Origin of the sequence: Saccharothrix longispora (assembly GCF_031455225.1) — a bacterium.
Lineage (GTDB): Bacteria > Actinomycetota > Actinomycetes > Mycobacteriales > Pseudonocardiaceae > Actinosynnema > Actinosynnema longispora.
Genome location: NZ_JAVDSG010000001.1, coordinates 4,652,584 through 4,675,825 on the forward strand (window position 1 = coordinate 4,652,584; position 23,242 = coordinate 4,675,825).

Sequence of the window (23,242 nt, forward strand, 5' to 3'; positions counted from 1 at the left end):
ATGACCCAGGTGATCTCCGTGGAGATCGTCCGCACACCGAACCAGGACCAGGTCGACACCGTCATCGGTGACCTGGTCCGGGATTCGGCGCCGAGCAAGCTGACCGCCGGCGACGCCACGCTGTGGGGTCCCGACGCGGAACCCGAGGCGTCGATCCGCCTGGCGTGGACGACGTTGCACGAGACGTCCCGCCCGCTGGTCGCGGAGATCACCGCGCTGCGCGACGAGCTGCTCGCCGAGGGCGTGGACCGCGTGGTCCTCGCCGGGATGGGCGGCTCGTCGCTGGCGCCCGAGGTGATCACCGGCACCGCGGGCGTGCCGCTGGTCGTCCTCGACACGACGGACCCGGGCCAGGTCGCCGACGCGCTCGCCGGCGACCTGGAGCGGACGGTGCTGGTGGTGTCGTCCAAGTCGGGCGGCACCGTGGAGACCGACAGCCACCGGCGCGTCTTCGAGCGGGCGTTCGCCGACGCGGGCGTCGACGCCGCGTCGCGGATCGTCGTGGTGACCGACCCGGGCTCGCCGCTGGAGCGGGCCTCGCGCGAGGCCGGCTACCGCAGGGTGTTCCTGGCCGACCCGAACGTGGGCGGCCGCTACTCGGCGCTGACCGCGTTCGGCCTGGTCCCCTCGGGCCTGGCCGGCGCGGACGTGTCGGCGCTGCTCGACGAGGCCGCCGCCGCCGCGCCGCTGGTGTCCGCCGACTCGGCCGACAACCCGGCCGTGGTGCTGGCCGCGACGTTCGGCGTGGCGCACGCGCAGGGCGCCGAGAAGATCGTCTTCGCCGACACCGGCTCCGGCATCGCGGGCTTCGGCGACTGGGCCGAGCAGCTCATCGCCGAGTCCACCGGCAAGAACGGCACGGGCCTGCTGCCGGTCGTCGTGGAGGGCCCGGGCGCGCCCGGCTTCGTCGACGCCGGCTCCGACGCCACGACCGTCGCCATCGGACCGGCCACCGGCTCGTCCACGCTGTCCGTCGAGGGCGGCCTGGGCGCGCAGTTCCTGGTCTGGGAGTACGCGACCGCCCTGGTCGGGCGGGTGCTCGGGATCAACCCGTTCGACCAGCCCGACGTGGAGGCGGCGAAGAACGCGGCGCGCGCGCTGCTCGACTCCCCCACCTCGTCGTCGGCGGCGCCGCTGTTCACCGACGGCCCGATCGAGGTGTACGCGAGCGAGGGCTGGCTGTCCACCGACGTGAAGACCACCGCCGACGCGCTCGCGGCGCTCGTCGCCGCCTCGTCCCCGCACGGCTACCTGTCCGTGCAGGCGTACCTGGACCGGGTCGACGACGCCTCGTTCGCCCTCGTCCGCCCGGAGCTGGCGCGGCGCTCGCACCTGCAGACCACCTTCGGGTGGGGCCCGCGGTTCCTCCACTCGACCGGGCAGTACCACAAGGGCGGGCACCAGAACGGGGTGTTCCTCCAGCTCACGGGCGTGTCGGAGACCCACCTCAACGTGCCGGAGCGCCCGTACGACCTCAGCACGCTGCAACTGGCCCAGGCCATCGGCGACGGGCAGGTGCTGGCCGAGCGGGGCCGTCCGGTGCTGCGGCTGCACCTGACCGACCGCGTCGCCGGGCTCGCGCAGCTCGTCGAGGCAATCCAGGAGGACGGTTCGTGAGCACTCCGCTCAAGCGCAACCCGTTGCGCGACGCGCGGGACAAGAGGCTGCCGCGCATCGCCGGCCCCAGCGGCCTGGTGATCTTCGGCGTGACGGGCGACCTGTCGCGCAAGAAGCTCATGCCCGCCATCTACGACCTGGCCAACCGCGGCCTGCTGCCGCCGGGCTTCGCGCTCGTCGGCTTCGCCCGCCGCGACTGGGCCGACCAGGACTTCATGCAGGTCGTGCACGAGGCCGTCAAGGAGCACGCGCGCACGCCGTTCCGGCAGGAGGTGTGGGACCAGCTCGCCGAGGGCATGCGGTTCGTGCAGGGCACCTTCGACGACGACGTCGCGTTCGACACGCTGGCCACGACGCTGGCCGACCTCGACCGCGACCGCGGCACGGGCGGCAACCACGCGTTCTACCTGTCGGTGCCGCCCAGCGCGTTCACCACGGTCGTCAACCAGCTCAAGCGGGCCGGCCTGGCCACGCCGCCGACCGACAGCCCCGGCCAGTGGCGCCGGGTCGTCATCGAGAAGCCGTTCGGCCACGACCTGGCCAGCGCGAAGCAGCTGAACAAGACCGTGAACGACGTCTTCCCCGAGGAGTCGGTGTTCCGCATCGACCACTACCTCGGCAAGGAGACGGTGCAGAACATCCTGGCGCTGCGCTTCGCGAACCAGCTGTACGAACCCATCTGGAACGCGAACTACGTCGACCACGTGCAGATCACCATGGCCGAGGACATCGGCCTGGGCGGTCGCGCGGGCTACTACGACGGCATCGGCGCCGCCCGCGACGTGATCCAGAACCACCTGCTCCAGCTCCTCGCGCTGACCGCGATGGAGGAGCCGGTGTCGTTCCGGCCGAGCGACCTGCGCGCCGAGAAGGTCAAGGTGCTGTCGGCGACCCGGGCGATCGGGCCGTACGACGAGACCACCGCGCGCGGCCAGTACACCGGTGGCTGGCAGGGCGGGCAGAAGGTGCCCGGCCTGGTCGAGGAGGGCGGCTTCGCGAAGGACTCGGTCACCGAGACCTACGCGGCGATCACCTGCGAGGTGAACACCCGCCGCTGGGCGGGCGTGCCGTTCTACCTGCGCACCGGCAAGCGGCTGGGCCGCCGCGTCACCGAGGTGGCCGTGGTGTTCAAGCGCGCGCCGCACCTGCCGTTCGACGACACCGCCACCGAGGAGCTGGGGCAGAACGCCCTGGTCGTGCGGGTGCAGCCGGACGAGGGCGTGACCATGCGGTTCGGGTCGAAGGTGCCCGGCAACAGCATGGAGGTCCGGGACGTCACGATGGACTTCGGCTACGGCCACGCGTTCACCGAGTCCTCCCCCGAGGCGTACGAGCGGCTGCTGCTGGACGTGCTGCTCGGCGAGCCGTCGCTGTTCCCCAAGAACGACGAGGTCGAGCTGTCCTGGCGGATCCTGGACCCGGTCATCGACCACTGGGGCCGCCACGGCACGCCCGAGAAGTACAAGGCGGGCACCTGGGGCCCGGTGTCGGCCGAGGAGATGCTGGCGCGGACCGGCAGGAACTGGAGGCGTCCGTGATCATCGACCTGCCCTCGACGACCACGTCCCAGGTCAACAGCAAGCTCGTGCAGCTGCGCGAGGAGGGTGGCGCGGTCACCCTCGGCCGGGTGCTGACGCTGGTGATCGTGACGGACGACGGCGCGAAGACCGAGGGCGCCGTGGACGCGGCGAACGACGCCAGCCGCGAGCACCCGTGCCGGGTGATCGTGGTGGCCCGCGGCGCCCGCAAGGCCGCGCCGAGGCTGGACGCGCAGATCCGCGTCGGCGGCGACGCGGGCGCGTCCGAGGTGATCGTGCTGCGCCTGTACGGCGAGCTGGCCAACGAGGGCGCCTCGTGCGTCGTGCCGCTGCTGCTGCCGGACACCCCGGTCGTGGCGTGGTGGCCGAACGATGCTCCTCCGGTGCCCTCCGAGGACCCGATCGGGCAGCTCGCGCAGCGCCGCATCACCGACGCGGCGGCCGAGAAGAACCCGATCAAGGCGCTGGAGCAGCGGCGCGCGTCGTACGCGCCCGGTGACACGGACCTGGCGTGGACGCGGCTGACGCTGTGGCGGGCCATGATCGCGTCGGCGTTCGACCTGCCGCCGTACGAGAAGGTCACCGAGGCCGAGGTGAGCGGGGAGAGCGACTCCCCGTCGACCGACCTGCTGGCCGCGTGGCTGGCCGCGTACCTGAAGGTGCCGGTGAAGCGGTCCAAGGCGGCGCGCGGCGAGGGCATCGTGGACGTGCGGCTGGAGCGCCGGTCGGGCGTCGTGGAGCTGGCGCGCCCGGACGGCAAGGTCGGCACGCTGTCGCAGCCGGGCCAGCCGGAGCGCCGGGTCGCGCTGCAACGCCGCCAGCTGCGGGACTGCCTGGCGGAGGAGCTGCGGCGGCTCGACCCGGACGAGGTGTACGAGACGGCGTTGAAGGCGCTGGGCAAGGTCGTGCGCGGCCGGACCGCGGTGAAGTCGACCGCGGCGGCCCGCAAGCAGGCCCCGGCCGCCGCTCCGGCCGCCGCGGCGCCGGCCACGCCCGACGCGGGTGCGACCTCGTCCGGTCCGTCGCCGAAGGCGGCTCCCGTGAAGGCGACGGCGAAGGCCGCCGCGCCGAAGATCCCGGCTCCCAAGGGTGTGGCCCGGAAGGCTGCGTCCCCGAAGGCGAAGAGCGACGGCGCGGCCGACCCGAAGGCCGCGAAGTCGCGCACCAAGGCGTCGAAGTCGAAGGCTGGCTCGTGAGCGTGCCCGAGGTGGTGGTGCACCGTGACGGCGACCTGCTGGCCGCCGCCACGGCCGCCCGCCTGCTGACCGCCCTGGTCGACGCCCAGGCCGCGCGCGGCACGGCGTCGCTCGTCCTCACCGGCGGGCGGACCGGCATCGCCGTGCTGGAGCAGGTGCGCTCCTCGCCCGCCCGCGACGCGGTGGACTGGAGCCGCGTCGACCTGTGGTGGGGCGACGAGCGGTTCCTGCCCTCCGGGCACCCGGAGCGCAACGAGACCCAGGCGCGCGAGGCGCTGCTCGACCACGTCCCCGCCGCGCGGGCGCACGTGGTGGAGCCGTCGGACGGCCGGTTCGGCGACGACCCGGAGGCCGCCGCCGCCGCGTACGCCGAGGAGCTCGGCTCCGCGCCGGAGTTCGACGTGTGCCTGCTCGGCGTCGGCGAGGAGGGGCACGTGGCCTCGGTCTTCCCCGACTCCCCCGCCGTGCGCGAGCGCGACCTGACCGTGGTGGCCGTCCGGGACTGCCCGAAGCCGCCGCCGACCAGGGTGAGCCTCACCCTGTCGACGATCCGCGCGTCCCGCGAGGTGTGGCTGATGACGACGGGTGCGGCGAAGGCCGCCGCCGTCGCCACCGGCCTGGGCGGCGCCCCCGAGGCGGACCTGCCCGCGGCAGGCGCGGTGGGCCGATCGCGGACCCTCTGGCTGCTCGACACCGCCGCGGCGGCCAAGCTCCCCTGACCCGTTCCACCCACGACTGCCGCCGCGCCCCCTCCGGGTCTCGGCGGCAGTCGTGTCCGTGCCCTCGTCCTCCCCCTGTCCGCTCTGCGGACGTTCACGCTCGCAACTTTGTCCTCCGCGCCGCGTCCCGTATACGTGATCAGGCTGTCTCGAAGAGTGAGGATGCGGAGTCGGACCTGGTCCGGGTCCGACTCGGGGTCGTGATCGGGAAGGGCGGGTCATGCCAAGCGCGATGACGGCGCAGTACGGTGAGGACCGGCGGATGGCTGACGCGGGAGGACCCACCCTGTCCGGCGACGCTGTCGGGAGGCTGCCGGGCGGTCGGGTCGACGGTGCTCCGACCGAACCGGTCCCGCGCGCTGCCCTGCGGGCCCTCCTCGGCCGGTACCGGCAGTGGGCCTTCGACGTGGCGGCCGTGGTGGTGGCGGCGCTGGACGTGTGGCTGCGGGTGGTGCCCGAGGCCGAGGCGTACAACTACGTGCTGTCGATCCTGTCCGTGGTGGCGCTGGTGCTGCGCCGGCGGTTCCCGTTCCTGGTCGTGCTGCTGACCGTGCCCGGTTTCCTGGCCGGGTGGGCGCAGCTCGCGGCGATGATCGCGCTCGGCACGCTGGCGCGGCGCAAGCTGCTGACGACGCAGACCTTCATCGCGGCGGGGCTGGTGTGGTTCAGCCGGTTCTTCCTGTGGCCGATCGACGAGTTCCGCGCGCTGGAGTGGTCGACGCACGTCCACGACGCGATCTACGGGTGCCTGGTCGCCGGGATGCCCGTGGCCATCGCCCTGCTGGCCCACGCCCGTGAGGAGCTGTCCGCGAAGATCGCCGACCTGGCGGTCAGCCGCGAGCGGGAGCGGGTGCTGCACGCGCACGCCGTGCGGGCCGACGAACGAGCCCGACTGGCCCGCGAGATGCACGACGTGGTGTCGCACCAGGTGAGCCTGATCGCGATGCAGGCGGGCGCCCTGCGGGTGGCGGCGGACGACCCGAACGCCCAGCAGGTGGCCGGGGTGATCCGGAACCTGAGCACCCGGACGTTGGACGAACTGCGCCAGCTGGTCAGCGTCCTGCGCACGACCAACGGCGACGACTCCCCCCAACCGGGGATCGAGGACCTGCCGGCCCTGGTGGCCGGCGCGGGCATCCCGACCACCCTGACCGTGCGGGACGAGGTGGAGGGCCTGCCCGCTCCCATCTCCGGGGCCGTCTACCGGACGGTCCAGGAAGCCCTGACCAACGTCCGCAAGCACGCGGGGGGCGCCCCGACCACCATCCGGGTGACCGCGACGGAAGAACACCTGCGGGTGACGGTGGAGAACAGCGCGCCGGCCGACCCCCACGCCGGCGGCGCCTTCCCCAGCGGCGGCCACGGCCTGGTGGGCCTGCGGGAACGGGCCGCGCTGCTGAGCGGGGAGTTCGAAGCCGGGCACACCGCCTCCGGCGGCTACCGGGTCCGGGTCACGTTCCCGCTGCACCACCCGCGCTCGACCTGACACACCCGGGCCGGCCCGACCACCGGCACGACCGACTACCGGCTGACCGCGGCCCGGCGGGTGGCCACGGCCGCGCACACGGCCGCCACCACCCCGACCCCGCCGCACAGGACCGCCTGCCACAGCTCCGGCGCGTGCCGGAGCAGGACCGAGGCCAGCAGCCACACCGCGACCCCCGCCCCGAACCCCGACGGCGCGGCCACCACCACCGCCGCGGCGCCGGCGCGACGTCGCCGCAGGGCGCGCAGCGCGGACTCCAGGTACGCGAGCGTGAACAGCAGCAGCAGCACGCCGCCCGCGCCCATGAGGCTGATCAGCGGGTGGGTGGTGGGTTGGAGCGAGTACTCCCGCGTCTCGCCGCCCGCGGTCACCGCCGCGACCACCGCGCCGCCGATGATCCAGCGCCCGGCGCCCGGGAGCTCGAACACCGGCGACGAGGCGTTGGGGTCGGCCGGGACGTCGGCGAGCGTGATCCCGGCCGCGGTGAGCGTCAGGCGGGTGGGTGTCCGGGTGTCCGGGGCGGTGCCGGGGTCGATCGGGGCCGGGACGGGTTTGCTCAGGTCCGCGGTCAGCACGGGGAGGGTCCGGGTCGGCAGGGTCAGCGGGAGGCTGACCAGCAGGACCGCCGCCAGGGCCGCGGCCAGGGCGAACCAGCGCGCGGGTGCGGGGCGGGCCGGCACCTGTGCCGCCGGGACCGGGGGGTGGGTGCCCGGTCGCGCCGGTGCCGCCGGGGTGGGCCGGGTGTCGCGAAGGGCTCGGACCGGGAGTTCCAGGGACTCGCGCGGTACGGGCCGCGTGGGGTGGGTGGCGCCGGCGGGGAGGGGCGGGCGGTTGGCGGCGGTGGCCACGTGGGGGGTCAGGTGGACGGGGGTGGTGAGGCGGAGGAGCCAGTCCCGGCCCAAGAGGTCCGCCGCGGCCTGGGCGAGGTCCGCGGCGAAGGTCTCCGCGTTGCGGTAGCGGGAGCGGGGGTCCCGTTCGATGCTCCGCATGACCACACCCGCGAGCGGGTCGGGTACCTCGGTCAGGGGGCGGGGTTCGTGGTAGACGTGCCGTTGGATCATCGCCAGCGGGCCGCCTCCGGTGTCGAACGGGAGCCTGCCGCTGAGGAGTTCGTAGAGGACGGTGCCCGCTCCGTAGACGTCCGCCGCCGGGGTCAGGGGGTTGCCCAGCGCCTGCTCCGGTGACAGGTAGGCGGGCGTGCCCAGCACCTGGCCGCCGTGGGTGACCAGGGTGGCTCCTTCGCTCACCACCTGGGAGATGCCGAAGTCGGCGACCTTGAGCACCCCGCCGGCGGTGAAGAGGAGGTTCTTCGGCTTCACGTCCAGGTGCAGCACACCGGCACCGTGGGCGGCGTGCAGGCCGGCCAGCATCGCCAGGCCGAAGGCGCACGACTGGGCCGGTGTCACACCTTCGGTCGTGAACTTCGACCACACCGTGCCACCGTCGAGCTTCTCCATCACCAGCAGGTGTTCACCGCGGTCCTGGACGTAGTCGTAGACGGGGACGATGTGCGGGTGGTCGAGGTGGGCCAGCAGGCGTGCCTCGTGCTCGAACCGGGCGCTCATCCGGGCGTCCTCGGCCAGCACCCCCGGTAAGCGCTTCACCGCGACCGGCCGGCCCAGCGGCCGGTGCACCGCCGCGTACACGACGCCCATGCCGCCCCGCCCGATCTGCCCGCCCACGTCGTACTGGGGCAGTGCGGCCACGACGTTCGGCGGCGCGGGCGGGGCCGGGGAGGGCGGGTGCGGGGTGCCGGTCACGCCGTGCCGCCCGGCAGGGGGCGGGTGATGCGCTGGGTCGCCTCGGGGTCGTGGACGGGACGGGTGTCGGACCGGTCGGCGGCGGGGCGGGGGGATCGCGTCGGGGTGGGCGGCAGGTCGTTCGGTTCGTCGTCGGGGTGCGGGGTCAGGTAGCCGAGCAGCAGGGCCGCCGCCGCCGCGCCGAGGATGAACGGGATCTCCGCGGCAGGCGACGGCGCCACCACGCGCAGCACCGACAGGGAGATGACGGCCACCAGGCCGGTGCCCACCCCGGCGGGCAGGAAGCGCATCGCCCGCTGCCAGCGGTTCTCGGGCAGCCTCCGCCGGGCCAGGGCGAGCAGCGCGCCCGTCCACGCCAGGACGGTCAGGCCGAACACCGCCAGGCCGAACACCCCGTACACCGACCACGCGGAGCCGCGCACGTCACCGGTCGCGCCGACGGACGCGATGACGTCGCGCCGCACGTCGAGCACCTCCAGCGTCGTGGGCAGCAGCCCGGTGGCCTGTGCCGCGAGCTGTCCCAGGTCCAGGACGAAGGTCCGGGTGACGCTCTGCTTCGGCGGCACGTCGAACGGCACGGTGGTGTCGTAGGAGAAGAACGTCAGGGCGAGCGCCGTGCCGGACAGCCGGACCGTCTTGACGTGCTTCACGGTGTCGGTCCCGTTGTGGATGGTCACGGAGATGCGGGACGCGGCGGTCGGGTCGAGCACCAGGACGTCCTCGCCCACCGGGGTGCCGTCCACAGTGGCGCGCATCGTGACGGTGCCGCCCGCCGGGAGCGCCGAGGGGTGTGCGGCCGAGGACACCGCCGGGGCGGCGGCCAGGAGCATCCCGCACAGGAGCAGTGAACCGGCGCTGCCCATAATGCGTCTCACAGGGGCACCTCTAAGTGGTACGCGGACTGGTCCGGGGGTCGGTATGCGATCGGCAGGAACACTAGCTCTACTCGGTGCCCTGGCGGGTGGGGTTGCGGTGCTCGTGGCCGGACCGGTGTCGGCGCAGCAGCAGGCGGTCGCGGTGGTGTCGCCGGAGTCGGGTCCGGTGGGCAGCACGTTCGCGCTGAGCTGGTCCGGTGTGTACCTCGACCCGGACTGCTCGGACTACGCGGTGCAGATCCTGTGGGACGCGCGGCAGGTGGTCGGCAGCGGGCGGCACTCGGGGCGCGGTCGGGGTTCGGGGACGGGAACGGTGCCGGCGGGGGCGTCGGTGGGCGCGCACCGGGTGACGGCGCGGCCGGTGTGCGCGGCGTCGGCGTACCCGACGGACGGCTTCACGGTGACCGGCACGCCGGTCACGACGACCACGACCACGGCCGCGGTCACGACGACCACGACCGCTCCCCCGCTCGTGACCACCACGACGACCGCGGTCACGACGACCACCTCGGCCACGAGCACGACGACCACGACGACGACCGCTCCGGTGACGACGACGGACAGCCCGCCGCCCACGGGTGCGACGACGACGCCGTTCGACGGTGACGGCGCGTTGACGCTCGACCGGGACAACATCCAGCCGGGCGACCCGCTGACGGCGACCGGCACGGGCTGCGAGCCGGGGTCGGTGGTGTCGCTCAGCTCGTTGGGCGAGGACGTGGGCACGGCGAAGGCGGACGGGGCGGGCACGTTCAGCGCGCGGGTGGAGTTCGCGACGATCCAGCCGGGCAGGCACGTGGTCCGGGCCGATTGCGGGGTGGTGCTGGTGGGGAGCGTGGACGTGGCGCTGACCAGTTCGACGGGTGGGACGACGTCCACGCTGGTGGTGCTGGTGTTCTTCCTGCTGGTGGGCGCGGTGCTGGTGCGGCGGCAGTTCGCCGGGGTGTTCGGCGGGCGCGCCCGAGGGGACCACGCCCAAGGGGACCACGCCCCGGAGGACCACGCCTGAGGGAGGGGGCCGCACCCCGTCACGTGCGAAGGCCCCCGCCCGACCGGGTGGTCGGTGGGGGCCTCCGCGTGTCCTCGCGAGCGACTAGGGCTCTTCGCGCTGCTTGCGCAGCTTGGTGAGCGCCTCTTCCAGGATCGCCTCGCCGTCCGCGTCGGAGCGCCGCTCCTTCACGTAGGCCAGGTGCGTCTTGTACGGCTCGTTGCGCGGCGGAGCAGGGGGTGCCTGCTCGTCGCGCCCCGCCGGAAGTCCGCACCGGGGGCAGTCCCAGTTCTCGGGGATCTCCGCTTCGACCGCGAACGACGGCCGAGACTCGTGCGCGTTCGCGCACCAGTACGACACCCGACGTCGGGGCGCGGACTCGCCGCGCTCCGATTCGCCCATCGGGCCTGCGCCGACGCGGGTACCGCGAATCGCGTTACCACCAGCCATCGACCCTCACACCCCCACCACGTGGTTTCCCTGTGTCTGTCAGATCAGAGCTTGTTGAGCAGACCGACGCCCACGATGGCGATGACCCAGACCGCGCCGACGAACAGCGTCAGCCGGTCGAGGTTCTTCTCCACCACGCTGGAACCGGACAGGCTCGACTGCATACCGCCGCCGAACAGCGAGGACAGACCGCCGCCGCGCCCTCGGTGCAGCAGCACCAGCAGGATGAGCAGCAAGCTGGAGACGATCAACAGGATCTGAAGGAACAGGATCATTTCTTCCTCGCTGTCAGGCAGGTGACGCCACAGAGTACCCGGTCGACTGCCGACCGTGGACCACCTCGGTGGGATGCGTGTCTACCGGATCAGGGTAGTGGTCCGCCGGCGGCGAGCGCGCAGAGCTTCGCGAACTCGTCCGCGTCCAGGCTGGCGCCGCCGACCAGAGCACCGTCGACGTCCTTCTGGCCGATCAGCTCGGCGATGTTGCCGGACTTGACCGAGCCGCCGTAGAGCACCCGAACGGTCGAAGCGACCTCGTCGCCGTGCAGTTCGGCGAGCTTGGCCCGCAGGGCCGCGCACACCTCCTGCGCGTCGGCGGACGAGGCGACCTTGCCGGTGCCGATGGCCCACACGGGTTCGTAGGCGATGACGACCCCGGCGACCTGCTCGGCGGTGAGGCCCTTGAGGCCCTCGACGAGCTGGGTGGTGCAGTGCTCGACGTGGCCGCCGGCGTCGCGGACGTCGAGCCGCTCGCCGAGGCAGAAGATCGGGGTGACGCCGTGCTTGAGCGCCGCCTTGACCTTCTTGTTGACCAGGGCGTCGTCCTCGCCGTGGTACTCGCGGCGCTCGGAGTGGCCCACGGTGACGTAGGTGCAGCCGAGCTTGGCGAGCATGGGGCCGGACACGTCGCCGGTGTAGGCGCCGGAGTCGTGCGGCGAGAGGTCCTGCGCGCCGTACTTGAGCAGGAGCTTGTCGCCGTCGACGAGGGTCTGGATGGACCGGATGTCGACGAACGGCGGGAGGACGGCCACCTCGACCTTGGCGAAGTACTTCTCCGGGAGGGAGAAGGCGATCTTCTGCACGAGGCCGATCGCTTCGAGGTGGTTGAGGTTCATCTTCCAGTTGCCCGCGATGAGGGGCTGCCGCTGTGCCATCAGTCCTCCAGGACCTTCACGCCGGGCAGTTCCTTGCCCTCGAGGAACTCCAGGGAGGCGCCGCCGCCGGTGGAGATGTGCGAGAACCCGTCCTCGGGGAGGCCGAGGGCGCGCACGGCCGCGGCGGAGTCGCCGCCGCCGACGACGGTGAACGCGTCGCTCTTCACGAGGGCCTCGGCGACGGCGCGGGTGCCGCCGGCGAACGCCTCGAACTCGAACACGCCCATCGGGCCGTTCCAGAACACGGTCTTGGCGTCGGCCAGCTTCGAGGCGAACAGCTCGCGCGTGGCGGGACCGATGTCGAGGCCCTGCCGGTCGGCGGGGATGGCGTCGGTGGCGACGACCTCGTGCTCGGCGTCGGGCGCGAAGTCCGTGGCGGCGAGGACGTCGACGGGGAGGACGAGCTCCACGCCGCGCTCCTCGGCCTCCTTGAGGAAGCCCGCGACCTGCTCGACCTGGTCCTCCTGGAGCAGCGAGCCGCCGACCTCGTGGCCCTGGGCCTTGAGGAAGGTGTAGGCCATGCCGCCGCCGATGAGGAGCCGGTCGACCTTGGTGAGCAGGTTCTTGATGACGCCGAGCTTGTCGGAGACCTTGGAGCCGCCGAGGGCCACGACGTACGGGCGCCGGAGGTCGTCGGTGAGCTTGCGCAGCACCTCGACCTCGGCGAGGACGAGGCGGCCCGCGTAGTGGGGCAGCTTCTTCGCCACGTCGTAGACGCTGGCCTGCTTGCGGTGCACCACGCCGAAGCCGTCGGAGACGAACGCGTCGGCCTTGGCGGCGAGCTCGTCGGCGAGGGCGGCGCGCTCGGCGTCGTCCTTGCTGGTCTCGCGGGCGTCGAAGCGGATGTTCTCCAGCAGCACGACGGTGCCGTCGCCGGCGGTCCCGGTGCCGATCCCGACCGGGGTGCCGAGCAGTTCGCCGAGGCGGACCGCGACGGGCGCGAGGGAGAACTTGGGGTCGGGTTCACCCTTGGGGCGGCCCAGGTGGGCGGCGACCAGGACGCGGGCGCCCGCGTCCACGAGCGCCTTGATCGTCGGCACCGACGCGCGGACGCGGCCGTCGTCGGTGATGCGGTCGCCGTCGAGGGGGACGTTCAGGTCGGCGCGCACGAGGACGCGCCGACCCGAGACACCCTCGCTGAGCAGGTCGTCGAGAGTCTTCACAGCGAGTGGTCCGCCTCTTCGCTCAGAGCTTGGAGGCGACGAGGTTGACCAGGTCGACGAGGCGGTTGGAGTAGCCCCACTCGTTGTCGTACCAGCCGACGACCTTGACCTGGTTGCCGATGACCTTGGTCAGCGGCGCGTCGTAGATGCAGGACGCCGGGTCGGTGACGATGTCGGCCGACACGATCGGGTCGGTGTTGTAGCGCAGGTAGCCCTTGAGCGGGCCCTCCGCGGCGGCCTTGTAGGCGGCGTTGACCTCGTCGACGGTGGTCTCGCGGCCCACGGTGACGGTGAGGTCGGTGGCGGAGCCGGTGGGCACGGGCACGCGCAGGGCGTAGCCGTCGAGCTTGCCCTTGAGCTCGGGCAGGACCAGGCCGATCGCCTTCGCGGCACCGGTGCTGGTGGGCACGATGTTCAGCGCGGCGGCCCGGGCGCGGCGCAGGTCCTTGTGCGGCGCGTCCTGGAGGTTCTGGTCCTGGGTGTAGGCGTGGATGGTGGTCATCAGGCCACGCTCGACGGTGAAGGCGTCGTGCAGCACCTTGGCCAGCGGGGCCAGGCAGTTGGTGGTGCACGAGGCGTTGGAGATGACGGTCTGCGAGCCGTCGTACTGGCCCTCGTTGGCGCCGAGGACGACGGTGAGGTCCTCGTTCTTGGCCGGGGCCGAGATGATGACCTTCTTGGCGCCGCCCTCGTCGACGTGCTTGCGCGCGACGGTGGCGTCGGTGAAGAAGCCGGTGGACTCGACGACGACGTCGACGCCCAGGTCCTTCCAGGGCAGCTTGCCGGGGTCGCGCTCGGCGAGGGCCTTGATGACCTTGCCGTCGACGGAGATGCCCTCGTCGGTGACGGCGACCTCGCCGGGGAGGCGGCCGAGGATGGAGTCGTACTTCAGGAGGTGGGCCATCGTGTTGACGTCACCGAGGTCGTTGAAGGCGACGATCTCGATGTCGTGCCCGCTGGCCTGAACGGCGCGCCAGAAGTTGCGACCGATGCGGCCGAAACCATTGACACCTACGCGAACCGTCACGGTGAGTCTCCTCGATCTCGACTGGCGGAAAACACCAGGGGCGTGCAGTCAGGGGCTGACCAGGCAGCCACGGTCAGCCTAGCCGCCGCCGTGCGGTCCCGGTCACTCGCACCACCAGGATCTCTTTATCGAACAAGAAAATCCAGGTTGTCACCCTTGTTACTTGGAAGTAACCGAGGTGGGCACGATTCAGACCGCGTCAGTTCGCGGAAAGTTCACGGAAGGTGCCGCGCGCGTCACCCGACCACGGTCGCGATCACGGTCGGTGAGCGTCACGCGGCGCGGACGGTACGCGCGTCAGACCTCGGCTTCGAGCATGTCCGCGGTGACCGCCGACTCGGTGTCGGGCATGCCCAGTTCCTTGGCCCTCTTGTCGGCCATCGCCAGCAGGCGGCGGATGCGGCCGGCGACCGCGTCCTTGGTCATCTGCGGGTCCGACAGCTGGCCCAGCTCCTCCAGCGACGCCTGCCGGTGCGCCAGGCGCAGCGCGCCCGCCGCGGCCAGGTGGTCGGGCGCCTCGGCGCCGAGGATCTCCAGGGCGCGCTGCACGCGGGCGGCGGCGGCGACGGCGGCGCGGGCCGAGCGGCGCAGGTTCGCGTCGTCGAAGTTCGCCAGCCGGTTGGCCGTGGCGCGCACCTCGCGGCGCATCCGCCGCTCCTCCCAGGCCAGCACGCTGTCGTGCGCGCCCAGGCGGGTCAGCATCGCGCCGATCGCGTCGCCGTCCCTTATCACCACGCGCTCCGCGCCGCGCACCTCGCGCGACTTCGAGCCGATGCCCATCCGGCGGGCCGCGCCGACCAGCGCCAGCGCCGCCTCCGGCCCCGGGCAGGTCACCTCCATCGAGGAGGAGCGGCCCGGTTCGGTGAGCGAGCCGTGCGCCAGGAACGCGCCGCGCCACGCCGCCTCCGCGTCGCACACCCCGCCGGACACGACGGGGGCGGGCAGGCCGCGCACCGGCCGGCCGCGCGGGTCCAGCAGGCCCGTCTGGCGGGCCAGGCCCTCCCCGTCCTTGACCACGCGCACCACGAACCGGGTGCCCTTGCGCAGGCCGCTGGAGGTGATCGTGAAGACGTCGGACTGGTGCCCGTACAGCTCGTGGATCTCCCGGCGCAGCCGTCGGGCCGTCGAGCCCAGGTCCAGCTCCGCCTCCACGACGACCCGGCCGCCCACGATGTGCAGGCCGCCCGCGAAGCGCAGCAGCGACGCGACCTCCGCGCGGCGGCAGCAGGTCTTGGAGACGGCCAGCCTGCTCAGCTCGTCCTTGACCGCAGACGTCATCGCCACGGTGCCTCGCCTCCCCTGGTCTCGCTGTCGTCCGACAGCGTTCTACTCGACGCCCCGGTGGTCCCGTCGGCGGGGCCGTGCAACGCCGCCCGGATGCTCGACGCCAGCGCGGCCGGGTCGTGGCGGTCCGGCGTGCCCTCCCGGGCGATCCGCGCGAGGTGCGCTTCGGCCCCGAGAGCTGCGGCGGCGCGGCGCAGCCGGTCCGGCACGGGCACGGCGCCCGCGTCGGCGATCACCGCGTCCACCCGCAGCCGCGGTGCGTGCTCGCTGAGCACGTCCAGGTGCAACTCCGGGGAAAAGCCCGCTGTTTCGCCCGGTTGGGGGACGAGGTTGAGCACGACGACCTTGCGCGCGGGGGTGCGCACGAGCGCGTCGTGCAGCTCCGGCACCAGCAGGTGCGGCAGCACGCTGGTGAACCACGAGCCCGGTCCGAGCAGCACCACGTCCGCGCCGAGCACCGCCTCGACGGCGTCCGGGCAGCCGCGCGGCGCCTCGCCGGGACCGCCCGGCCCGTGCAGGCGGATGCGCTGCACGCGGCCCGGCGTGGTGGCGATCGCGACCTGCCCGCGGATGCGGCGCGGCACGTCGGCGTCCTCGTCCAGGCCGGTGACGTCGGCCTCGATCTCCAGCGGCTCGGTGCACATCGGCAGCACGCGCCCGCGCACGCCGAGCAGCCTGCCCGCCTCGCGCAGCACCGCGACCGGGTCGCCGAGCTGCTCCAGCAGGCCCGCCAGCACGAGGTTGCCCACGGCGTGCCCGGCGAGCGCGCCCGTGCCGCCGAACCGGTGCTGGAACAGGGCCGACCACATCGCGCCCGCCTCGTCGTCGGAGGCCAGCGCCACCATCGCCTTGCGCAGGTCGCCGGGCGGCAGCAGGCCCAGCTCCCGGCGCAGCCGCCCCGAGGAGCCGCCGTCGTCGGCGACCGTCACCACGGCCGTCACGTCGTCGGTCACCCGGCGCAGCGCGGTGAGCGTGACGTGCAGCCCGCGCCCACCGCCCAGCGCCACCGCTCTCGGGCTCACTCGCGTCCCAGGTCCCGGTGCACGACCTTCACGGCCATGCCGTCCTCCGCGGCCAACCGGCCCGCCAGCTCCTCGGAGATGGCGACGCTGCGGTGCTTGCCGCCCGTGCAGCCCACGGCCAGCGTCAGGTACCGCTTGCCCTCGCGCCGGTAGCCGGCGCCGATGAGCCGCAGCAGCTCGTGGTAGCGGTCCAGGAACTCGTCCGCGCCCTCCTGCGTGAGCACGTAGTTGCGCACGTCGCCGTCCAGGCCGGTCTGCTCGCGCAGCTCGGGGATCCAGAACGGGTTGGGCAGGAAGCGGACGTCCATGACCAGGTCGGCGTCCATCGGCAGGCCGTACTTGTAGCCGAACGACAGCACCGTGACGCGGGTGCGGGTCGCCGACTCGGTGCCGAAGGTGTCCTCGATCTTGGCGCGCAGCTGGTGCACCGACAGGGCCGAGGTGTCGAGCACCAGGTCGGCTTCCTCGCGCAGCGGCGTGAGCAGTGCCCGCTCGGCCTCGATGCCGTCCGCGAGGCGCCCGTCGGCCTGGAGCGGGTGGCCGCGGCGCACCGACTCGAACCGGCGGATCAGCACGTCGTCGGTGGCCTCCAGGAACAGCACCTTCGGCTTGTAGCCGCGGGCGTCGAGGTCCTTGATCACCGCCGCGAGGTCCTCGGTGAACGCGCGGCTGCGCACGTCCATGACGACCGCGACCCTGGTGATGGCCCCCCTGGCCTGCGCGCCCAGCTCCACCATGGTCGAGATCAGCTCGGGCGGCAGGTTGTCCACCACGAACCAGCCCAGGTCTTCCAGGCACTTCGCGGCGGTGCTGCGGCCCGCTCCCGACAGGCCGGTCACCACCGCTACCTCGATGCCGGACTTCTCGCCGGCCGGTGCGTTCACGTGTGCTCCCTCTGAAGGTCGGCTGCGCCGACGTCTTCGGTGCCGGCCGTGTCCGGCCGGGTCGCGCCCGACGGGGTCGCGCCCGACGGGGTCGCGCCCAGCGTCGCGTGCACGGCCTCCGCGGTGCGCCGGCCCACTCCGGGCACCGCGGCGATCTCCTCGATGCTCGCCTCACCGAGCTTCTTCACCGAGCCGAAGTGCTTGAGCAGCGCGGCCCGGCGCGTCTGCCCCAACCCCGGCACGTCGTCCAGGGCCGACACCGTCATCCGCTTGGACCGCTTCTGCCGGTGGTAGGCGATGGCGAACCGGTGCGCCTCGTCGCGCACGCGTTGCAGCAGGTAGAGGGCCTCACTGGTGCGCGGCAGGATCACCGGGTCGGGTTCGCCCGGCACCCACACCTCCTCCAGCCGCTTGGCCAGGCCCACCACGGCCACGTCGGTGATGCCCAGCTCGGCCAGCACGTCGGACGCGGCCTGCGCCTGGGGCGCGGCGCCGTCGACGACGAGCAGGTTCGGCGCGTAGGCGAACTTGCGGGGGCGACCGGTCTCCGGGTCGATGCCGGGGTTCGAGCCGCCGGACGCGGTCTCCTTCAGGTACGCCTGGAAGCGGCGGCGCACCACCTCGGCGATGGAGGCGACGTCGCCCTCCTCCGCGGCCTCGCGGATCGCGAAGCGGCGGTACTCGGACTTGCGGGCCAGGCCGTCCTCGAACACCACGAGCGAGGCGACCACGTCGGTGCCCTGCACGTGGCTGATGTCGGTGCACTCGATGCGCAGCGGGGCCGTGTCGAGGCCCAGCGCCTCCTGGAGCTCCTGGAGGGCCGCGGACCGGGCCGTGAGGTCGCCCGCGCGGCGCAGCTTGTGCTGCTGGAACGCCTCCTTGGCGTTGCGCTCCACGGTCTCCATCAGCGCCCGCTTGTCACCGCGCTGCGGGACGCGCAGCGACACCTTCGCGCCGCGCAGGTCCGACAGCCACCGCTCCACGGCGGGCGCGTCGTCGGGCAGCTCCGGCACGAGCACCTCGCGCGGCACCGGCGCCGCCTCCACGCCGCCGACCTCGGCCGACTCGGCCTGGGTGCCGTAGAACTGGGTGACGAACTGGTCGACCAGGCCCGCGGTGCCGGTCTCGTCGACCTTGTCGACCACCCAGCCGCGCTGGCCGCGCACCCGGCCGCCGCGCACGTGGAACACCTGCACGGACACCTCCAGCTCGTCCTGCGCGAACGCGACGACGTCGGCGTCCGTGCCGTCGCCGAGGACGACGGCCTGCTTCTCCAGGGCCCGCTTGAGGGCGGCCTGGTCGTCGCGCAGCCGGGCGGCCCGCTCGAAGTCCAGGTCCTCGGCGGCGGCGGTCATCTCGCGCTCCAGCCGGCGGACCAGGGAATCGGTGCGGCCGGCGAGGAAGTCGCAGAAGTCCTCGACGATGTCGCGGTGCTGCCCGGCGCTGACCCGGCCCACGCACGGCGCCGAGCACTTGTCGATGTAGCCGAGCAGGCAGGGCCGGCCGATCTGGCCGTGCCGCTTGAACACGCCGGCGGAGCAGGTGCGGGCGGGGAAGACGCGCAGCAGCAGGTCGAGGGTCTCGCGGATGGCCCACGCGTGCGCGTAGGGACCGAAGTAGCGGACGCCCTTGCGCCGCGGGCCGCGGTAGACGTGCAGTCGGGGGAACTCCTCGTTCAGCGTCACCGCGAGCACCGGGTACGACTTGTCGTCGCGGTAGCGGACGTTGAAGCGCGGGTCGAACTCCTTGATCCAGTTGTACTCCAGCTGGAGCGCCTCGACCTCGGTGCCGACGACGGTCCACTCGACGCCCGCCGCGGTCGTCACCATCTGGCGGGTGCGCGGGTGCAGGCCCGTGATGTCCGCGAAGTAGGAGTTCAGCCGCTGCCGCAGGTTCTTGGCCTTGCCGACGTAGACCACCCGGCCACTGGCGTCGCGGAACCTGTAGACGCCGGGGGCTTCGGGGATGGTGCCTGTCGCGGGGCGATAGGTCGACGGATCGGCCACGCGACAAGCGTACGTGCGGGCACCGACAGCGCATCGCCTGGCCACTCCCCGCGCAGGTCAGTGCGTCTGCTAGGCGGGGCGGCCCGGGGTGGGCCGCCCCGCCGGGCGCGGGGCGCGGGTCAGGCGAGGACGACCTGGCCGTCCCGGACGGTGACGGGCACCGCGGTGAGGCCCGTGGTCGCCGGGCCCTTGGTGACCGCGCCGTCGGAGGCGTTGAACCGGCTGCCGTGGGCCGGGCAGGTCATCACGCCGTTCTCCGGCGGGGCCACGGCGGTGCCCTGGTGGGGGCAGGCGGCGTCGTAGGCGGTGACCGCGTCGCCGGTGCGGACGATGACGAGCGGCTTGCTGGTCGCCGGGTTGCCGGCGATCGCGCCGCCGCCGTCGGGCACGTCGGCCAGGGCGATGATGCTCGCCTGCCCGCCCCCGGCGGCACCGGTCGGGGTGCCCGCGCCACCCGTGGTGCCGCCGCCGGTGGTGGCGCCGCCGGTCGACGCGGGCTCGCCGCCGCCGCACGCGGCCAGCCCGCCGGGCACGGCGAGCGCGACCAGCACGCCGCACAGCATCGAGCGACGGGACAGCCCTGCTTGCTCCACGGAACTCACGACAGGTCCTCCGCAACGTGGTGGGTGGTGGTGGTCGTTCGGATCACACAGGCAATACGACACCACGTGAAGCGGGGTTCAACATCCCGGGGAGCGCCGGGTGTTCTTCAGGAAAGCAACACGTTCGGGCAACGGCGGGCGGCCCAGGCGGGGCGGCACGGGTGGGCGCGCGTCAGGCGAGCAGCACGTCGCCGCCGGACACGGTGACCGCGACCTCGGCCAGGCCCTTCGGCGACGGGCCGGACAGCACGGCGCCGGACGACGGGTCGAACGCGCTGCGGTGCGTCGGGCAGGTGATCACGCCCGCCGTCGGCGGGTTGACCGCGGTGCCCTGGTGCGGGCACGCCGGGTCGAACGCGCGCACCTCCGACTCCGACGGCCTGACCAGCAGCAACCGGCCATCAGCGCCGACGTCGACCAGGGCGCCGGAGCCCACGGGCACGTCGGCGAGCGCGGCGACGCGGTCACCCGGCCGGGCGGAGCCGGCACCGGGGCGGCGGGTCGCTCCCCCGGTGCCGCAGGCGGTCAGGGCGAGCAGTCCGCACAGCAGCGTCCGTCGGTCCACACCTCCATCTTCACCCATCCGGTGGATTCGGCGACGCCGCGGGTCCGGTGGGGACCCGCGGCGGGTGACGGGACCGTCAGCGGTCCTGGGCGACCGCCGAGCGCGCGAGGGCGAGGACCGCGGTGAACGGCGGGAACCAGTGCCGCGAGTGCGACGGCGGGTTCGCCCACCTCAGCGACCCGTAGCGGGTCATGGTGGGCGGCAGCGCGATGCGCTGCGGCGAGCGGACGAACTGGACCTCGGCGGGCGCCTTGAGGTGCGTGGGCAGCAGGGCGACCAGTTCGGCGAGGAAGATCCAGTGCTCGCGCGGGCCGGGGATCACGGTGACGGGACCCGCGAGCATGCGGGCCTTGAGGTCGGCCAGGACCCGGGACCCGATGCGGGCGGGCATGGCCAGCGCGGTGGTGGCGGGCCCCAGCGGCAGGAACACGCCCTGCTCGGTGACGGAGACCTTCCAGCCCAGCAGCCGGTAGCCCGCGATGGCCTCACCCAGTGCCTGCTGGTGCGCGCGGTCGCGGGGCCCGAAGCGCGGGCCGTTGTCTGCGGTGGTGGCGGCGGTGACGCTCATCGTGGGTTCCTCCCGGTCGGGTGGAGCGGGTGGTCCGCGGGCCGCGGGGTCTGCCCGGCCTGCACACACGCAGGGTCGGCGCGATCGGGGCCGGTCACCACACCCGTCTCGGGTAGGACACATGCACCGGATGGATGACGCTCATCCGGCACGCGGTGTCACACGCGGCCGAATGGGGGGTCTACCGCGTCTTATGCACCGGATGCATGGACTCCCGATCACATCTATATATGCTGGTGACCACGCTCAGTGACGGGAGCGAGCCATGGACCGGAGAGCTCGGAGTACCAGTACCAGGCGCGCATGCCCGTCGTGCGGGGCGTGGATCGCCGCCGACAACACCGACCGCCTCTGCCAGCGGTGCCGGCGCACCGCGCGCACGGAGCTCTACGGACCGCCCGAGGTCCCGGGGGACTTCTGGGACCACGAGGCCATGGCCGCCGCGTTCGCCGACCGGGACATGGGCGCCCTCCTCGCCGCCTACCGGCACCACCCCCAGCACGTCAGCCGCGTCACCCAGGACCGCATGGCGTCCTGGCTGGGAGTCTCCCAAGCACAGCTGTCGCGGTACGAGACCGGTGAGAACCCGATCGACCGGATCGACCGCCTGCGGCACTTCGCGCGGGTGCTCGGCGTCCCCGGCGACCGGCTGTGGTTCGACCGCGTCGGAATCCCAAGCCAGGCGGGCCCCGACCGTGGTGCCCCGCCCGATGTGCTCGCCGCGGCGTGGGACGCGTCGAGCATTGCCAGATCGGTCGAGGAGACGGCGAGGAACGACTTGGCGATCAGCAGACGAGCGGCGCTCACCGGAGCTGCCGCGGTGGCAATGGGACCCGCACTGGTCGAGCCGTTGCAGAAGTGGCTCCACCCCTTGCAGCCCCTGTCCAAGTGGTCGTCCAGCGCGGCGATCAGCGAGGAGGAGCTGGTGGCGCTGCAACGCGTCGCCGACGGGCTGCGCGGGTGGGGCGGGCGGGGCGGGTACGGGTTGGCGCGCAAGGCGGTGCTCGGCCAGTTGGAGGAACTGGCCGAGCGCTTGTCGCGGGCGCCGGCGGGTCCGACCACGGAGCGGGCCTTCTTCATCGGCGCGGAGCTGTCCAAGGTCGCGGCGAGCATGTCCTGGGACGCGGGCATGCACGACGCGGCGCAGCGGTACTACGTGCTGGGCGTGCGCATGGCCAAGGCCGGGCGCAACGACCCGTTCGCCGCGCTGTGCCTGGCGGCGATGGCGAGGCAGATGTTCGACCTGGGCCGCCCGGAGGACGGTCTGGAGCTCGTGCAGCTGGGTCAGTACGGCACCCGGCGCACGGCTACCCCGACGTTGCAGGCGCTCCTGCTGACCCGCGAGGCGTGGGCCTACGCCCAGATGGGTCAGGTGCGAGAGTTCCACCGGGCGGTCGGGCAGGCGCAGGACAGCTTCGCCCAGCGGCGGGACGGCTCGGAGCCGTGGTGGCTCCACAGCTTCGACGAGGCGGAGCTGGAGGGCGTGATCGGCGCCCGGATGCGGGACCTGGCGGGTCACGACCCGAAGCAGGCGCCGCGGGCCGAGCAGCACATCAGGCGGGCGCTGGACCTGCGCGACCCGGCCCGGGTGCGCAACCGGGCGTTCGACGTCATCGGGTTGGCCCGCACCATGATGGTGGCGGGTGAGCCCGAGGAGGCGTGCGGGCTGATCCAGCAGGTGGTGCCGACCGCGGCGGGCCTGGCGTCCGGGCGGGTCGTGCGCAAGCTCCAGGACTTCGCGAAGGAGGCGGAGCGACACCGGGACCTGCCGGTCGTGCGCGACGCGCGCGAGGCGATCCGGGGATTGCGGACGGCCTAGTGATGCGGGTGGGGATCACCGGGCACAGCAAACTGGTGCCCGACTGCGTCGACGCGGTGAGCGCGGCGATCCGCGCTGCGTTGGAGGCCGAGGCGGCGGGCGGGTCATCCCTCGTGGGGGTGACCTGCCTGGCGCCCGGCGCGGACCAGCTGTTCGCGCGGGTCGTGCTGGACCTGGGCGGGCGGGTGGAGGTCGTGCTGCCCGCGACGGACTACCGGGACCGGCTCAAGCCGGACAAGCGCGCCGCCTACGACGAACTGCTGGCGCGGGCGCACGTGGTGAGCGTGCTGCCGAACGAGCTGTCGGGGCGGCACGCGTACGTGATGGCCAACGAGCGGATGCTCGCGTCGGTGGAGCTGCTGGTCGCGGTGTGGGACGGGCAGCCGCCCGACGGCCGGGGCGGCACGGCGGACGTGGTGGAGACGGCGCGCGCGTCGGGGGTGCCGGTGGTGGTCGTGTGGCCGGAGGGCGCGGCACGCGGCTGATCGAGGACGGTCGTCGTCCGCGATGGCCGGCAGAC

The 23,242-nt window shown here is 73.3% G+C and carries 22 protein-coding genes; 8 read left to right on the plus strand and 14 right to left on the minus strand.

Going from position 1 to position 23,242, the window contains the following annotated elements:
- The 5 genes from J2S66_RS18790 to J2S66_RS18810 all read left to right on the plus strand — a co-directional run bounded on the left by J2S66_RS18790 (nt 1) and on the right by J2S66_RS18810 (nt 6,556).
- The gene (locus J2S66_RS18790) at nt 1–1,617 is read left to right on the plus strand and encodes a phosphoglucose isomerase-related protein (protein ID WP_310308460.1); all 1,617 of its coding nucleotides are present in this window, start codon (nt 1–3) and stop codon (nt 1,615–1,617) included.
- A complete protein-coding gene (gene zwf / locus J2S66_RS18795) occupies nt 1,614–3,155 on the plus strand; it encodes a glucose-6-phosphate dehydrogenase (RefSeq protein ID WP_310308461.1) in 1,542 nt (513 codons plus the stop codon). Before J2S66_RS18790 ends, zwf begins: the two co-directional genes overlap by 4 nt.
- A complete protein-coding gene (gene opcA, locus J2S66_RS18800) occupies nt 3,152–4,351 on the plus strand; it encodes a glucose-6-phosphate dehydrogenase assembly protein OpcA (protein ID WP_310308463.1) in 1,200 nt (399 codons plus the stop codon). Before zwf ends, opcA begins: the two co-directional genes overlap by 4 nt.
- Complete coding sequence (gene pgl / locus J2S66_RS18805) at nt 4,348–5,070, plus strand: 6-phosphogluconolactonase (protein ID WP_310308464.1); 723 nt, start codon at nt 4,348–4,350, stop codon at nt 5,068–5,070. The genes opcA and pgl overlap by 4 nt, the downstream gene beginning before the upstream one ends.
- Before the next feature lie 262 nt (nt 5,071–5,332).
- Nucleotides 5,333–6,556, plus strand: coding sequence for a sensor histidine kinase (locus tag J2S66_RS18810; protein ID WP_310308465.1), 1,224 nt, complete (start codon nt 5,333–5,335; stop codon nt 6,554–6,556).
- 35 nt (nt 6,557–6,591) lie between these two features.
- On the opposite strand, the gene J2S66_RS18815 is transcribed toward J2S66_RS18810, so the two are convergent.
- The gene (locus J2S66_RS18815; RefSeq protein ID WP_310308466.1) at nt 6,592–8,316 is read right to left on the minus strand and encodes a serine/threonine-protein kinase; all 1,725 of its coding nucleotides are present in this window, start codon (nt 8,314–8,316) and stop codon (nt 6,592–6,594) included.
- A complete protein-coding gene (locus J2S66_RS18820; RefSeq protein ID WP_310308467.1) occupies nt 8,313–9,191 on the minus strand; it encodes a hypothetical protein in 879 nt (292 codons plus the stop codon). The genes J2S66_RS18815 and J2S66_RS18820 overlap by 4 nt, the downstream gene beginning before the upstream one ends.
- Nucleotides 9,192–9,294: 103 nt before the next feature.
- On the opposite strand from J2S66_RS18820, the gene J2S66_RS18825 reads away from it, so the two are divergent.
- Complete coding sequence (locus J2S66_RS18825; RefSeq protein ID WP_310308469.1) at nt 9,295–10,200, plus strand: hypothetical protein; 906 nt, start codon at nt 9,295–9,297, stop codon at nt 10,198–10,200.
- Between the two features lie 84 nt (nt 10,201–10,284).
- Here J2S66_RS18825 and J2S66_RS18830 read toward each other — a convergent pair whose 3' ends face one another.
- The 12 genes from J2S66_RS18830 to J2S66_RS18885 all read right to left on the minus strand — a co-directional run bounded on the left by J2S66_RS18830 (nt 10,285) and on the right by J2S66_RS18885 (nt 20,903).
- Nucleotides 10,285–10,629: an RNA polymerase-binding protein RbpA gene (locus J2S66_RS18830; protein WP_015103628.1), complete on the minus strand. Its 345-nt coding sequence runs from the start codon at nt 10,627–10,629 to the stop codon at nt 10,285–10,287.
- Between the two features lie 44 nt (nt 10,630–10,673).
- Entirely contained in the window at nt 10,674–10,904 is a 231-nt protein-coding gene (secG, locus tag J2S66_RS18835; RefSeq protein WP_306749171.1) for a preprotein translocase subunit SecG, read from the minus strand.
- Nucleotides 10,905–10,993: 89 nt separating this feature from the next.
- A complete protein-coding gene (gene tpiA / locus J2S66_RS18840; RefSeq protein WP_310308472.1) occupies nt 10,994–11,782 on the minus strand; it encodes a triose-phosphate isomerase in 789 nt (262 codons plus the stop codon).
- Nucleotides 11,782–12,945, minus strand: a complete 1,164-nt coding sequence (locus J2S66_RS18845; RefSeq protein ID WP_310308473.1) for a phosphoglycerate kinase — start codon at nt 12,943–12,945, stop codon at nt 11,782–11,784. The genes tpiA and J2S66_RS18845 overlap by 1 nt, the downstream gene beginning before the upstream one ends.
- A 22-nt stretch (nt 12,946–12,967) precedes the next feature.
- Nucleotides 12,968–13,972, minus strand: a complete 1,005-nt coding sequence (gap, locus tag J2S66_RS18850) for a type I glyceraldehyde-3-phosphate dehydrogenase (RefSeq protein WP_310308474.1) — start codon at nt 13,970–13,972, stop codon at nt 12,968–12,970.
- Nucleotides 13,973–14,269: 297 nt separating this feature from the next.
- On the minus strand, nt 14,270–15,256 hold the full coding sequence (gene whiA / locus J2S66_RS18855) for a DNA-binding protein WhiA (protein ID WP_230569164.1): 987 nt from the start codon (nt 15,254–15,256) through the stop codon (nt 14,270–14,272).
- Nucleotides 15,247–16,278: a gluconeogenesis factor YvcK family protein gene (locus tag J2S66_RS18860; RefSeq protein ID WP_310308475.1), complete on the minus strand. Its 1,032-nt coding sequence runs from the start codon at nt 16,276–16,278 to the stop codon at nt 15,247–15,249. Before J2S66_RS18860 ends, whiA begins: the two co-directional genes overlap by 10 nt.
- Nucleotides 16,275–17,132 (minus strand): RNase adapter RapZ, encoded by an 858-nt coding sequence (gene rapZ / locus J2S66_RS18865; protein ID WP_371320748.1) that lies wholly within the window; start codon nt 17,130–17,132, stop codon nt 16,275–16,277. Before rapZ ends, J2S66_RS18860 begins: the two co-directional genes overlap by 4 nt.
- A gap of 26 nt (nt 17,133–17,158) precedes the next feature.
- Nucleotides 17,159–19,168 carry an excinuclease ABC subunit UvrC gene (gene uvrC / locus J2S66_RS18870; protein ID WP_310308476.1) on the minus strand — a complete coding sequence of 670 codons (2,010 nt, stop codon included), beginning with the start codon at nt 19,166–19,168 and terminating at the stop codon, nt 17,159–17,161.
- Nucleotides 19,169–19,287: 119 nt separating this feature from the next.
- Complete coding sequence (locus J2S66_RS18875; protein ID WP_310308477.1) at nt 19,288–19,770, minus strand: Rieske (2Fe-2S) protein; 483 nt, start codon at nt 19,768–19,770, stop codon at nt 19,288–19,290.
- A gap of 172 nt (nt 19,771–19,942) precedes the next feature.
- A complete protein-coding gene (locus J2S66_RS18880) occupies nt 19,943–20,335 on the minus strand; it encodes a Rieske (2Fe-2S) protein (RefSeq protein WP_310308478.1) in 393 nt (130 codons plus the stop codon).
- A 76-nt stretch (nt 20,336–20,411) separates the two neighbouring features.
- On the minus strand, nt 20,412–20,903 hold the full coding sequence (locus J2S66_RS18885) for a hypothetical protein (RefSeq protein ID WP_310308479.1): 492 nt from the start codon (nt 20,901–20,903) through the stop codon (nt 20,412–20,414).
- A 265-nt stretch (nt 20,904–21,168) separates the two neighbouring features.
- On the opposite strand from J2S66_RS18885, the gene J2S66_RS18890 reads away from it, so the two are divergent.
- A complete protein-coding gene (locus tag J2S66_RS18890; RefSeq protein WP_310308480.1) occupies nt 21,169–22,722 on the plus strand; it encodes a helix-turn-helix domain-containing protein in 1,554 nt (517 codons plus the stop codon).
- Nucleotides 22,723–22,724: 2 nt separating this feature from the next.
- On the plus strand, nt 22,725–23,207 hold the full coding sequence (locus J2S66_RS18895; RefSeq protein ID WP_306749187.1) for a hypothetical protein: 483 nt from the start codon (nt 22,725–22,727) through the stop codon (nt 23,205–23,207).
- Nucleotides 23,208–23,242: the final 35 nt, after the last annotated feature.